The sequence below is a fragment of the Agitococcus lubricus genome (assembly GCF_003051055.1).
Classification (GTDB): domain Bacteria; phylum Pseudomonadota; class Gammaproteobacteria; order Pseudomonadales; family Moraxellaceae; genus Agitococcus; species Agitococcus lubricus.
On sequence record NZ_QAON01000010.1, the window covers coordinates 70,630 to 84,507 of the forward strand.

The window sequence follows — 13,878 nt, forward strand, 5'->3', positions numbered from 1 at the left end:
GATGAACTCGACCGATATCCATGCACCACTACGTCACGATATTCGTCTCATGGGCAAATTATTAGGCGATACCTTACGCCAACAGGTTGGCCAAGCACTTTATGACAAAGTAGAAGCCATTCGTTCGCTTGCCAAACAAGCACGTGACGGGGATATACAAGCAACCCAAACGCTCAACACCGTATTAGCTTCCCTCAATGATGAAGAACTGTTACCCGTCGCCCGTGCGTTTACACATTTTTTGAACTTAGCCAATATCGCCGAACAATACCATAGTGTACGACTGGCACGCACAGGCCAAGACCTTGCCGAAACCACACTTGGCTCACTCAATGAGTTATTTCCACGCCTCAAACAGCAACAAATTAGCCCTGAGCAACTTTGGCACGCTATACAATCTCTAGACATTGAACTGGTATTAACAGCACACCCCACTGAAGTCAGCCGCCGTACTCTGATTCAAAAATATGACCATATCAGTGCCTGTTTAGAGCAACTAGATTCCGTCCATTTGACGACCTATGAGCGCGAACGTATCTTAGATAGGCTAAAAAACCATATTGTTGGCGCATGGCGTACCGATGAAATTCGTCAGCAACGCCCCACACCCATTGATGAGGCCAAATGGGGATTTACGGCTATTGAACAAACCCTTTGGCATGCTATTCCTCAATTTCTACGTCAACTTGATAAGTCGGTATTTCAATATACAGGTCGACACATTCCCCTCACTCATGCACCGATTCGTTTTGCCTCATGGATGGGGGGTGATAGGGACGGTAATCCCAACGTCACGCACAGCGTGACGGAAGAAGTTTTATTATTAGCACGTTGGCAAGCGGCTGATTTGTATTGGCAAGACCTTGATAACTTACGTGCCGACCTGTCGATGGCAGACTGCGATGAGGTATTACGTCAAAGTGTAGGACCAGATTGTCGAGAACCTTACCGAGAAGTGCTACGTCATGTACGTGACCGCGTTGCACAAACACGGGAGGCGATTAGCGCGCGTCTGCGGGGAGAGCGTATTGATGATGCCGATTGTTATTTAACGTCAGAGACTCTCCTCACACCATTGCAAGACTGTCACCGTTCCTTAGTGGCTTGTAATATGGCCAACATTGCAAATGCAGAACTCAGCGATATCATTCGACGTATTGCCTGTTTTGGCACAGCACTGGTCAAGTTAGATATTCGCCAAGAGTCTGGCCGCCATACCGCTGTTTTAGAAGCCATTACCCAATATTTACAACTGGGTCATTACCAAACATGGACAGAGAACGAAAAACAGGCTTTTTTACTCAAAGAACTCACTAATCCACGCCCATTACTGGCCAAACAAATCGCTCTCAACGACTACCCTGCCCTCGCTGCTGAGGATGTCCAAGAAGTGCTCAATACCTTTAATATGCTGGCGCGTCAGCCTGCCGATGCCTTGGGTGCGTATATTATTTCTATGGCCAAGCAACCCAGTGATATTTTGGCGGTGATGTTATTGCAAAAAGAAGCAGGTATATGCCACCCCTTGCGGGTGGTTCCGCTGTTTGAAACCCTTGCCGACCTTGATAATGCTGCACCTTGTTTAGAGCAACTCCTCAACATCGAGTGGTACAAGACACACATCGCAGGCCAACAGGAAATTATGATTGGCTACTCTGACTCTGCCAAAGATGCAGGCTTTCTCAGTGCGAGTTGGGCGCAGTATAGAGCACAAGAACAACTGACCGCCGTCGCGCAGCGTCATGGGATTCAACTGACGCTATTTCATGGTCGCGGCGGCTCTATTAGTCGTGGCGGAGCACCGACACATCAAGCCTTATTGTCCCAACCACCACAATCTATTCAAGGCAAAATTCGGGTCACTGAACAAGGCGAAATGATTCGCTTTAAGTTTGGTATGCTCGGTATTGCTTTGCGCCATTTAGAGTTATATACCGCCGCCACCTTAGAAGCAACGCTGTTACCTCCACCTGCGGCCAAACCCGAATGGCGGCAACTGATGGACAACATGACGCAAATTTCTTTTGCGGTGTACAAAGAAACGGTGCGTGATACCCCCGACTTTATTCGTTATTTACGCACGGTAACCCCCGAATTAGAGTTACAAATGTTACCCTTAGGCTCACGCCCTGCACGTCGGCATAGTGCAGGCGGGATTGAATCTTTACGCGCTATTCCTTGGGTATTTGCATGGACACAAGTACGCTTGATGCTGCCTGCATGGTTGGGGACAGGACGTGCCTTAGCCAGTGTGATGCAAACAGGTAATACCCAAACACTACAGGAGATGCGTCAGGACTGGCCGTATTTTCAGACCGTACTTGCCATGCTAGAAATGGTGTTAGCCAAGGCGGATGCCGCCATTACACAACATTACGAACAACAATTAACACATGACCCGACATTGCATCAGTTAGGTGGATTATTACGCGCCCGCTTAGCCAAGACTGTCCATATCTTATTAACGCTCACCACAGAGACCGAATTACTGAGCCAATCACCCTTACTCAAACGCTCACTCACGGTACGTACGCCCTATATTTTACCTTTACATATGTTACAAGCAGAACTCATGAGGCGTCGACGTAGTACGGGTCAAGCAATCACCCCTTATGACCATGCATTAATGATTAGTATTGCAGGTATCGCTGCTGGTTTAAGAAACACGGGTTAAGTCAGGCATGACCAAACTATTACTGACTATTTTAGGGATTCTTGGCGATAAACTCCGTCTGTTAATCGTGATTACACTGATTTTGTGCTTAGGCTCTTGGCTACAAAAAGAGTGGCATGCCCTTGAGCAAGCACAACAAGACCATCAACGGCAACAACAACTCCAAGCTGTACTTAATCAACGCCATACGCAATTAGTTGCCGCACAGGCGCTCGCTCAACAAACCAGCCAAACCTTACAAGCCGAATTAAGCAAACGACAGCTCAATGTGAATGGGCTAAACCAACAACTGCAACAACTAAAACAGCACAGAGAAACACTGTGGGAAGAGCATTGGTTAGCACGTCATAACCCTATCTCACGTACTAGTTTAGAATTACGGCGCTTAGACTTAAAGATTGCCGCATTGCAACAACAAATGCAGCTCGCACAGCAGGCCGTGTTACAATGGCAACAACACATACAGCAAGCCCCTGCGACACAAGCCCTCACTCAATTAGGCCACGAACTCCAGCAATCCAATCAGTTATTAGCGGCCGTCAAAAAAGACTTAGCGGACAGCGAGCATATCCTGAGCACCAGTCTGGTTAAACGAACAGGTGATAGTATCAGCGCGGTACTTCCCAGTGCGTTGATGATTCTTGCCGCTGTGATTTTGCTACCGATTTTGTTCAAGCTGATACAATACTTTGTATTAGCACCGATTGTCTCTCGTTTAGCCCCTATTCGTTTGTTGGCTGCCAGCCCAAATCATGCCTTTATTGATGAGCAATTACATCGTCATACGGTTGGACATATTTCTCAGCCCTCATTAACGATACAGTTAGCTCCGCGTGATGAATTACTGATTCACCCCGACTATTTACAAAGTTTTAGTAAATATGCTCACAAGAGCACACAGTGGCTGCTAAATCCACAGATTCCCCTCACCAGTTGGGCGGCAGGTTTAGTCACGCTAGTCAAATTACAAAGTGATAAAAACGAACACATTCAATTAGCGTCTATGTCTAATCCCTTAGAAGAATTAGCCGTATTAAGTTTGCCCGCAGGCAGTCAAGTGGTGTGTAAACCGCGCGCCTTAGCAGGCGTGATTAAACAGCGCGAACACGCCGTTTATGTGTCCCGTCATTGGCGTTTATTTAGCTTACATGCTTGGTTGACGTTACAATTACGCTATTTAGTCTTTCATGGTGAGTGCCAATTAATTGTCAAAGGCCATCATGGCATTATTGTCGAACACGCAGGCGAAGCCAGATTGGTACAGCAGCAAGCAACTTTAGGTTTTAGCCCTGATATTGCCTACAGTAATTATCGCTGTGAAACCTTTATTTCTTATTATCTTGGCAAAGACAGTTTATTTAACGACCAGTTTAGTGGTGAAGCGGGTCTGTTTTTTTATGAACAAGCCCCGCACGACTCAACAGCCGCAGGTGTTGTTAAACGGACAATGGGCGGTATTTGGGATGCGATTTTGAAGGTATTTGGCATTTAACTCGGACTGAGGCATTCAAATACAATACCTCAGTCCCTAAGCATTAGGGTCTGTTGACGTTTTGATTGTGGTTGCGAAAAAGACTATTTTTTAGAGGATACGAGGCGTGAATCGTGTAGTTTGGTTATTCCAAATCAGCGACGAACAACAAAGTAGCCTCAAAAAATAGCTCTTTCCCTGTGGGTTGCGTTAAAAATTGACTCATTCTGCGTGACAAAACTGGCCAATAGAACGACTATTAACTGCGTTTTGTGCCTTGCCTGAGGCAATTTTTATCAGCAACGCGGCTCACACGCAAAACGTCAACAGCCCCTAGGGTTGTGGCAAGGCTTTTAACAGCCCATGTTCTAAGGCATAAGCCGCACCTTGATAATAAGAAATTGCCTGATTACTCACGTCTGGGTTGGCACTCGCAGGCAGAATTTCATCCTTATTTAAGGGGTCACGATGAATTTCTACTTGCTGTTGTGGCGATAAAATCACCAACTGATTGTCTTGATATAAACCCATCCGTTGATACGTCGCTATCAATGCCCGTTGCGCCATATTCTCTGGTACACGCAACATATCTCTACCCAAAAATCGACTGGTATAGTCCATATTCAACAAGCCCAAAATCGTGGGCGGTACATCCATTTGACTGACGATATGGTCTACGATTTGCGGTTTAACATGTTTAGGGGCATAAATAATCAGAGGGATATGATATCGCTCGACAGGCACAGCCGTTTTACCCGCACTGCCTGCACAATGGTCGGCACTGATGACAAATACGGTATTGTCAAACCACGGTTTTTTGCGTGCTTCTTTAATAAAATTAGCAATCGCCCAATCGGTATATTTGACGGCACTACTCCACTTCTTTTGCGGCGCATCAATACGCCCCTCTGGAAAAGTATAAGGTCGATGATTACTGGTGGTCATAATGATAGAGAAGAACGGTTTATTGGCAGCAAAACTTTTATCGGCTTCACGCATCGCACGTAAGTATAAATACTCATCCGCCACCCCCCAAACATTGGCAAAGCCCTGTTCATCTTCGGTAAAATCTGTTCGGTCAACCACGTGATAACCATTGCCTGCAAAAAAGGCATTCATATTGTCAAAATAGCCATAACCACCATAAATAAACTTACTGTCATAACCCTTAGCATTAAGCACGGACGCCAAAGAAAATAAGCCACCATTATTTGGTCGACGGACAACCGCACTGCCTGGTGTGGGTGGAATGCCTAAAGTTAATGCCTCTAAGCCCCGTACGGTACGATTGCCCGTGGCATAATACTGCTTAAAAAACAAACTTTCTTGACTCAATTGGTCTAAATGTGGGGTGATGTTCTCTGTGCCGCCTAACGAGCGCAAATACTCGCCACTCAGACTTTCGACCGAAATCAGCAACACATTTAATTTACGTTCAGGCTCAGGTACATCTACCCGTCGGGTCACATCAAACAACGCATTTGGATTAACCAAGGTTTCGTGCGCTAAGACCACATTTTGTTTTAATAATGTGGAAGCGAGTTCTGGCTTGATGTGCTGATAAAACGTCTCATAGTCCAGTTCATTGTGTCTAAAAGCATAAAAAAACTGAAAAGCACCATTACGCGCTAATTCTTCCACATACATATTGGTTGAAAGTGCAGGCACACTATCGCCACGAAGCCCACCTGCGACAGCAACAATCAATCCCGTCACCACAGCGGTTAAGACACGTAGTTTTAAGGTGAGCGGATGATTAATACTGCGTTGAATCTGTTGTCTAGCCAACCACACTAAACCTGCTGCTACTAGGGCAATCGTCGACAAGATGGGGACAACAGGATAGGACTCCGAGATATTGCCTGTCACTTCACGGCGATAGACCAAATAGTCAACAGCAATAAAATTAAAACGGACATTAAACTCATCCCAAAATAACCATTCGGCAACCAGTACAAAACCTAAGGCAAACAGATACGACCACGCCACTGCCAACGTGGCTTTGTGTCCCCAAGCACTTTGGCGCCAGCGTTCGGGAATTAACAAACCTACCAGACTAAAAAAACCATAAACATAGGCTGCAACGACACTGTCAAATAATAAACCACGCAAAAACAAACCTGCATATTCCGAAAAATCAACAGGTATTTGGTCAATACTGCGCGCAAACAACACACAACGTAGGAGAGTAAACGCCACGATGGTTATCACGGCTAATAGGGCAGGTAAACTTAAGCGCCACAGTGTGCGATTTAATTGCAGCATAACAAAACAAACTCCCTGAGAAAGCCAGCATACCCAACAGATATACTGATAAAAATGACACTTTCAGTGGTGACGCAAACGAGCACTAGGCATAACACTGCCTTAGCATCACCCCAAATGGCGGACTCACATTAACCCGATAGACTAATCGCTAAATCTTAAGACTGACTTAACTGCTCACCTTGGGTATAGCACCACCGTCCTGCTACTTTGACAAAAGTGGAACGCTCATGCAGGACATACGTTTGGCGCGCATGGCGATAATGCGCCTTAAATTCCACCATACCCACGTTATCTTCCGTCTGCCCTGCTTGTATTTGTACAATTTCTAAGCCTAACCATTGTGTGTCTTTGAAGGATTTTTTTAAGGCCTTGAGTTCATCAGCTTGTCGATACTCTGGATGGTGCGTCTCAAACAAATAAGACGCTTTTTCTAAGACAAAAGCCGTATAACGTGAACGCATGAGTTGCTCGGCGGTAGCAGGCTGTTGTTGGCTTGCCCAAAAACGCTGACAGCACTCCCTATATCGTTGCCCAGATTGACAGGGACACGGAGCGTCTTTATTCATGGGTGGACTCCAAAAAATATCTTGACTAAAAAATCAAACGGCGCGCATTGTAATTGAGTTGTAAATCACATTTCATTGCTTATGTGATTGATTTTTGTTATATACCCAAGATTAACACCGTCATTAGCTGTCCTTACCTCTGACTATGGGTATTTGCATGAAAGGCATCGTCTTTAATTTGCTAGAAGAAGTCGTCAGTCAACATCATGGCGTAGATATGTGGGACACCCTACTCGAAGATGCCAAGCTGACGGGTATCTATACGTCGTTAGGCAGTTATCCCGATGGTGATATGCATGCCTTAGTCATGGCAGCCGCTCAACGCTTAAGCCTAGAACCCAATGCTGTCTTGCGTTGGTTTGGACAACAAGCGATGCCCATTTTGGCACAGCGCTACCCTATTTTTTTTGCTGCGCATACGTCAACACGGCCTTTTTTAATGAGCCTAAATCACATTATTCACCCTGAAGTGAAAAAGATTTATGCAGGCGCAGAAGTCCCTATTTTTGATTTTCAACATGACCCTGATGGTAGTCTATTGATGGGCTACCATTCGGCGCGTCATTTGTGTGCTTTAGCACAAGGCTTTGCCGAAGGAGCTGCCAGTTATTACCACGAAACACTCGTTATTGATGAGCTAAACTGTATGCATCGTGGCGATAGTAAGTGTTTATTTCATATCCAGTTTCAACAACAAGTATAAATAATGACTCTCCATGCGACAGCCTCTCACGACATGAGCCTGAAACGCTTAGAAAAACGCCTAGAACGCGAGCGATTGGCGCGTTTAGAAGCGGAAGCGATTGCTGAGCGCGGTTTGCGTGAACTATATGAAAAACAACAACAATTACAACTACTCGAAGCCATTGCTGTTGCTGCTAATCAGGCCAATAAACTGAATGATATTTTGCAGCTCGCACTCAGCAAAATCTGTCAATTTAGTGCATGGCAACTCGGGCATGCCTACATTATTGACCCTAAACAACCGCATCGACTCAAACCGTCGATGATTTGGCATTGTAGTGGTCGTGAATCGGTATTTGAAGCCTTTCAAGAGTTGACACACCGTACGTATTTTGAGCAAGGCATTGGTTTACCAGGCCGTGTTTTTGCCAGTGGTCAAGCCACATGGATTGTTAATATTGCCGATGACAGTAATTTTGTCCGTCAGGCGTGCGGGATTGCAACAGGTATCAAAACCGCATGTGCCTTTCCTATTCTCACGGGTCATCGTGTCACTGCCGTATTGGAGTTTTTTAGCCTACTCGAGTCACCACCTCAAGTGACATTATTACAAATGATGGCTCAAATCGGCATCCATCTAGGGCGGGTGGTCGAACGTCAACTCGCCGAAGAGCGTTTATTGTATGATGCATTTCACGACCCATTAACGGGCTTGCCTAATCGTGCACTCTTTTTAGACCGTCTAAAACGCGCCGCTGCTCACAAGCGCCGCTATCCTAACTATCAATTTGCTGTTTTATTTATCGACCTCGACCGTTTTAAGGTGGTCAACGATAGTCTCGGCCATTTTGTCGGTGACAGCCTGATTCATCAAATAGCCAAACGACTACTCACCACCCTACGCAACGAAGATATGTTGTCGGTAAATAGCCAAGATATTTATCATCTAAAAGATACACTGGCGCGTTTAGGCGGGGATGAATTTACCCTGCTTTTAGATGATTTACGCGGTAGTAGTGATGCAATGCGTGTTGCTGAGCGTATACAACACGTACTTAATGAGCCCTTTATTTTGGAAAACCAAACGATTTATATTGCCGCCAGTATTGGTATTGCCTTAGCGCATGCCGATATTGATGCCGATGATTTAATTCGTAATGCCGATTTAGCCATGTATAGAGCCAAGAGTTTAGGGGGTAAACGCTCTGAGTTTTTTGACCAAAGCATGCATACCTTAGCCATCAATCGTTTACTGATTGAAAATGATTTACGCTTAGGTATCTTACAACAACAATTTATTTTGCATTATCAACCGATTGTCTGTTTAGCTTCAGGTCAACTGGTGGGTGTTGAAGCCCTCATTCGTTGGCAAAAAGCAGAAAAATTAGTATTTCCTAATGATTTTATTCCCATCGCTGAAGAAAGTGGCCTCATTATCAGTCTGGATTTATGGGTGATGGCAGAAGCCTGTCGTACCGTCAAACGTTGGCTGGCTACACATCCCGTCAGCACAATGACGGTCAGTATCAACCTGTCTGCCCGCTTATTTGCCTTAGAAAATTTAGCCTCACACATACAACACATTTTAGCAGAGACAGGCATTAACCCGCAGTTAGTCCGTTTAGAAATTACCGAAAGCATGACGATGCAAGATACAGAGAGGGCAATTCACGTTTTGAAAGCACTCAAAACTATGGGCTTGAATCTGAGTATTGACGATTTTGGGACGGGCTACTCGTCGTTAAGCTATTTACATCGTTTTCCTGCCGATACTCTCAAAATTGACCGCTCTTTTGTATTAGGCCTTAATGAAAGCCACGAAAGTCAACAAATCGTCGCTTCTATTATTAGTTTAGCGCGTAATTTGAACATGAAAGTCATTGCCGAAGGCACCGAAACACTTGCACATGTACAGCAATTACAACAATTACAGTGCGATTTTGCACAAGGCTATTATTTTTCTAAACCCGTCCCCGCACAAGCAATTGAGCATTTACTCTCCTCTCAACACACATATCATTTAATTAGCCCTGTGTAGGCTCGGCACTCACTGTAGGCATAATGTAGTAGACAACTCACACAATATTTTCTCATCAGTCAACTGATGCTATGCTTCTCATATCCCCAATGAGGGATATAGATTGCTAATTCACTTTTTACTCTTTTCCTAACACCAAAATAAAGACACAAAGATATCGTCATACCAGCAAGCCAAGTCATTTGCTGTAACTCAGCGTGTAAAAGCTAATTTTTGGCACTAGCGCAAATAAAAATCTCTGTTTTGTTAGACAGTATTTAATCTTTTAGTATACAAGTGTTCTTAAAATTAGGTATTCTTAAGTAAATTCCTTATTTACTAAGTGATAGGAAAAATCTGCTGTTATGTTAGGGCAGACAATATCTGATAATAACGCCTGTAACTAACACATAAAAACAAAGAAAAATCGTCGTGTTTATATCTCATCGTATGCGGAATGCTGCGTTATCAATATGTAGCAAATGATTGATAAAACAACGATTTTTATAGATATGTACTAGAAAGGAGACTCTATCGACTCGATATATCTTAGCTCTGTTGTCGTGAGCTATCATTTTTATTATCTTAACAATCCACAGGTAATTTCATGCAGTATCGTGAGCATATTATTTATACAGGTGAAAAGTTTTACGTACCCGAAAATATTCAACGGATTGATATTGATTACCCCAAATCGACACATGGTTGGCAAGTACGTTATGCGGGTAAAACTAAATTCTTTAGTGACCACAACAGCGAACGCATTGGTGCAGAACAAGCGCTACAGCAAGCGATTGTACACCTGACTAAAATGATTGATAAATACCGTGCACCTACCTCACTACGTCGACAGACTAGCCCCCGTAAAAAAACCGATTTACCCTTGGGGATTTCTGGCCCGTTAATGCGTGTCAATAAAGGACGAAATACCGTCGAATACAATTACAGTATTAGCATTCCGCGTTTTGGCTTAAAGCCAACCACCAAACGCGTGTATATTGGCACAGACAAAACCTTTAGTCCCGCCAAATGTCGAGCAGCACTCAAAAGAGCCAAAGAAATTCGTAAAGAAGCCGAAAAAGCCTATATTTTAGCGGCCACCGAAGCTCGCCGTGCAGATAACGAATTGTTACTCGAAATGAGTCATTGGACAGAAGCCGATATTGCCTCTCACCAAAGCCACTGAGCACACAAACAAGGATGTTTGAGCCTTAGATACAACATGAGAGAATCTGTGTCTCTTCCGCCTTATGTACTTGTATGACTAATTGGTCTAAATCCTCTAATGTTTGCTTTACGGTTTGATGGATTAATTCAGCATCTTGATGAGCGAGTTTTACCCTAATATTAGATAGGGAACTATTTGCACACGCCAACTCCATACGCACAGCACTTAACCATTGTTGCAGCGTCGCAAGTGCAACCCACTTTTCTGTTTGGCCAATATCGGCCAATTTTCCCATCATTAAACGATAGGTTGACTCCGACAACACATCTAAACCATTAGCCAAAATAATAAATTGAAAGTCTCGGTCTAATATCACGTCATGTTGTTGGTAAGAGAGATAAATTAATGAGGACATTTATTTATAAGCTCACAGGCAAGGCGGTTCTATCCATGACTTTACGCAACACAAAACTACTATGCACACCTGTTACACCTGTAATTCTGGTAATACGATTGAGCAATAGCTCTTGAAAACCATCCATATCTTTGACCACTACTTTGAGTTGATAATCAGCAGATTGCCCAGTAATTAACAAACACTCTAATACTTCGGGAATATCAACAATGCTTTCTTCAAAATATTTAAAACGTTCGGGCGTGTGTTGATCCATCGAAATATGAATCAACGCCATTAAGCTTAATCCCAATTTTTTGGCATCAACTAACGCACGATAGGCGGTAATAAAACCTAAGTCTTCTAAAGTTTTGACGCGTCGCAAACACGGTGAAGGCGTTAAGCCAATTTTATCGGCAAGGTCTTGATTGCTGATGCGGCTATCTTGTTGCAATAGCTCTAAAATTTGGCGGTCATAGCGGTCGAGTTGCATAAGCCAACCTTTGATAATAATGCCAGTCAGTTAAGTTAAAATCGTCCCTTTAAAATAACCCCTCGACTTCGCTCAGGGTACATTTTTCGTTGGCTGAGCGGTGGACACTGAACGCAGCCGAAGTGAGTCGAAACCAAAAAAATGCTTAACTGACTGGTATTTAACCTTTAATGATGGGTTTCCTTCGTCAACCCATCCTACCAACAAAAAATATATTTACGCAATAATATTTCAATAAAATATTATTTTTAGCTATATTCCTCATTAAAAGCTGCAAATTAAGCCTTATTTCGCAATCCTCTGCTCTTGAGTTTTATTTATCATACAAGCAATGAAAAATTAATTACCCTCACTCTAGCTCTCTCCCAAAGGGAGAGAGAACTAAACAAACAGTTTGAGGCTTAAACGAGATGCCATCATGTTAAAAAATCCTGCGACTAAATACCGTGCTTTTCCTGCCATTAATTTGCCCAATCGCCAATGGCCAAGCCAAACCATCACTCATGCCCCCATTTGGATGAGCACTGATTTGCGTGATGGTAATCAATCATTGTTTGAGCCAATGAATGGCGAACGCAAAATGCAAATGTTTAAGATGTTGTGTGCGATTGGTTTTAAAGAGATTGAAGTGGCGTTTCCTTCTGCCTCACAAACCGATTTTGATTTTGTGCGTACCTTGATTGAAGATGGTCATATTCCTGATGACGTGACAATTATTGTCTTAACTCAAGCGCGTGAACATTTGATTCGTCGTACTGTTGAATCGTTGCGTGGGGCTAAAAAAGCCATTGTCCATGTTTACAATGCCACCTCTCAACCGTTCCGCGATGTGGTCTTTAACATGAGTAAAGATGAAGTGGTGACGATGGCTGTAAATGCCGTGGCTTTAATCAAAGAGTTAACCGCTGCACAACCAGACACACAATGGCAATTGGAATACAGCCCAGAAACCTTTACCGCCACCGAGTTAGATTTTGCTAAACAAGTGTGTGATGCCGTCACGGAAACATGGGGGGCAACGCCAGACAACAAAGTGATTTTAAACTTGCCTGCGACTGTAGAAGTGGCAACACCTAATGTTTATGCCGACCAAATTGAGTGGATGCACCGTTATTTAGCCCGTCGTGATAGCGTGATTATCAGTGTCCATCCACATAATGATCGTGGCACAGCCGTTGCTGCCACCGAATTGGCGTTGATGGCAGGTGCAGAACGTGTTGAAGGCTGTTTGTTTGGTCATGGTGAACGTACAGGTAATGTTGACTTAGTAACCTTGGCATTAAATTTATATAGCCAAGGCATTAGTCCCAATTTAGATTTTTCGGATGTTAATTCGGTAGCACGTACTGTCGAATACTGCACGCAATTGCCTGTGCATCCACGTCATCCATATGTCGGTGATTTGGTCTTTACCGCGTTTTCGGGTTCACACCAAGATGCGATTAAAAAAGGTTTTTCCGCGCAGCAAGCTGATAGTTATTGGAATATGCCTTACTTGCCGATTGATCCTGCCGATGTTGGCCGTAGTTATGATTCGGTGATTCGGGTGAATAGCCAATCGGGCAAAGGTGGCGTGTCCTACTTGTTAGAAAACAGCTATGGCATTGTCATGCCACGTCGTTTGCAAGTGGAATTTTCGGGTGTGGTACAACAGCATACCGATCAACATGGTTGTGAAGTGAATGCCAACGATATTTGGCAATTGTTTGACCAAACTTATTTAAATCAACAAGCCAGTATTGCGTATCAAGAACATCATTTGTTTGAGCATGACAAGCAACAAGGCATTCGTTTGGTGTTAACGATTGATGGCACAACCCAAATTTTGACAGGTCATGGTAATGGCCCAATTGATGCCAGCGTCAATGCCTTGCAACATGCAGGCATTCATATTCAAGTGCGTAGTTATGAAGAGCGTTCAATTAATATCCCCTCACCCCAACCCTCTCCCACTGGCAGAGGGAGTAATGAAGGCTCTCATGCTCAAGCCAGTGCCTTTATTGAGGTGAGCCAACATGGCTTAACCACCAGTCAGTATGGTGTTGGTATTGATAGCAATATTATTACTGCATCGGTCAAAGCGTTAATTAGCGGAGCAAACCGTGTGATGGGGCAAAATTTGGCTAGTAAAGTGGGTTGATTT

The 13,878-nt window shown here is 43.9% G+C and carries 10 protein-coding genes; 6 read left to right on the forward strand and 4 right to left on the reverse strand.

Annotation, left to right across the window (positions count from 1 at the left end; all coding sequences use genetic code 11):
• Position 1: 1 nt before the first annotated feature.
• Complete coding sequence (gene ppc / locus C8N29_RS10775; protein WP_107866071.1) at positions 2-2,674, forward strand: phosphoenolpyruvate carboxylase; 2,673 nt, start codon at positions 2-4, stop codon at positions 2,672-2,674.
• A gap of 7 nt (positions 2,675-2,681) precedes the next feature.
• Positions 2,682-4,166 carry a hypothetical protein gene (locus C8N29_RS10780; protein ID WP_107866072.1) on the forward strand — a complete coding sequence of 495 codons (1,485 nt, stop codon included), beginning with the start codon at positions 2,682-2,684 and terminating at the stop codon, positions 4,164-4,166.
• Between the two features lie 312 nt (positions 4,167-4,478).
• Here C8N29_RS10780 and C8N29_RS10785 read toward each other — a convergent pair whose 3' ends face one another.
• The gene (locus C8N29_RS10785) at positions 4,479-6,410 is read right to left on the reverse strand and encodes an LTA synthase family protein (RefSeq protein ID WP_107866073.1); all 1,932 of its coding nucleotides are present in this window, start codon (positions 6,408-6,410) and stop codon (positions 4,479-4,481) included.
• Positions 6,411-6,568: 158 nt separating this feature from the next.
• The gene (locus C8N29_RS10790) at positions 6,569-6,979 is read right to left on the reverse strand and encodes a YchJ family protein (RefSeq protein WP_107866074.1); all 411 of its coding nucleotides are present in this window, start codon (positions 6,977-6,979) and stop codon (positions 6,569-6,571) included.
• Positions 6,980-7,136: 157 nt separating this feature from the next.
• Between C8N29_RS10790 and C8N29_RS10795 the strand changes: the two genes are divergently transcribed.
• The 3 genes from C8N29_RS10795 (at position 7,137) to C8N29_RS10805 (ending at position 10,866) form a co-directional block, all read left to right on the forward strand.
• Positions 7,137-7,682: a heme NO-binding domain-containing protein gene (locus tag C8N29_RS10795; protein ID WP_107866075.1), complete on the forward strand. Its 546-nt coding sequence runs from the start codon at positions 7,137-7,139 to the stop codon at positions 7,680-7,682.
• Between the two features lie 3 nt (positions 7,683-7,685).
• Complete coding sequence (locus tag C8N29_RS10800) at positions 7,686-9,701, forward strand: bifunctional diguanylate cyclase/phosphodiesterase (RefSeq protein WP_107866076.1); 2,016 nt, start codon at positions 7,686-7,688, stop codon at positions 9,699-9,701.
• A gap of 586 nt (positions 9,702-10,287) precedes the next feature.
• Positions 10,288-10,866 carry a hypothetical protein gene (locus tag C8N29_RS10805; protein ID WP_107866077.1) on the forward strand — a complete coding sequence of 193 codons (579 nt, stop codon included), beginning with the start codon at positions 10,288-10,290 and terminating at the stop codon, positions 10,864-10,866.
• A gap of 25 nt (positions 10,867-10,891) precedes the next feature.
• Here the strand turns inward: C8N29_RS10805 and C8N29_RS10810 are convergent, their stop codons facing one another.
• Complete coding sequence (locus tag C8N29_RS10810) at positions 10,892-11,263, reverse strand: hypothetical protein (protein WP_107866078.1); 372 nt, start codon at positions 11,261-11,263, stop codon at positions 10,892-10,894.
• A 4-nt stretch (positions 11,264-11,267) separates the two neighbouring features.
• Complete coding sequence (locus C8N29_RS10815; RefSeq protein ID WP_204509330.1) at positions 11,268-11,735, reverse strand: Lrp/AsnC family transcriptional regulator; 468 nt, start codon at positions 11,733-11,735, stop codon at positions 11,268-11,270.
• A gap of 415 nt (positions 11,736-12,150) precedes the next feature.
• Here C8N29_RS10815 and leuA point away from each other — a divergent pair, with 415 nt between their 5' ends.
• Positions 12,151-13,875 (forward strand): 2-isopropylmalate synthase, encoded by a 1,725-nt coding sequence (gene leuA / locus C8N29_RS10820; protein ID WP_204509333.1) that lies wholly within the window; start codon positions 12,151-12,153, stop codon positions 13,873-13,875.
• The last annotated feature ends 3 nt before the right edge of the window (positions 13,876-13,878 follow it).

Coding starts and splice junctions, on each gene's coding strand:
- C8N29_RS10810 (WP_107866078.1), bottom strand. CDS start 11,263: ATGTCCTCATTAATTTATCTCTCTTACCAACAACATGACGTGATATTA.
- C8N29_RS10800 (WP_107866076.1), top strand. CDS start 7,686: ATGACTCTCCATGCGACAGCCTCTCACGACATGAGCCTGAAACGCTTA.
- C8N29_RS10790 (WP_107866074.1), bottom strand. CDS start 6,979: ATGAATAAAGACGCTCCGTGTCCCTGTCAATCTGGGCAACGATATAGG.
- ppc (WP_107866071.1), top strand. CDS start 2: ATGAACTCGACCGATATCCATGCACCACTACGTCACGATATTCGTCTC.
- C8N29_RS10795 (WP_107866075.1), top strand. CDS start 7,137: ATGAAAGGCATCGTCTTTAATTTGCTAGAAGAAGTCGTCAGTCAACAT.
- C8N29_RS10780 (WP_107866072.1), top strand. CDS start 2,682: ATGACCAAACTATTACTGACTATTTTAGGGATTCTTGGCGATAAACTC.
- C8N29_RS10785 (WP_107866073.1), bottom strand. CDS start 6,410: ATGCTGCAATTAAATCGCACACTGTGGCGCTTAAGTTTACCTGCCCTA.
- C8N29_RS10815 (WP_204509330.1), bottom strand. CDS start 11,735: ATGCAACTCGACCGCTATGACCGCCAAATTTTAGAGCTATTGCAACAA.
- C8N29_RS10805 (WP_107866077.1), top strand. CDS start 10,288: ATGCAGTATCGTGAGCATATTATTTATACAGGTGAAAAGTTTTACGTA.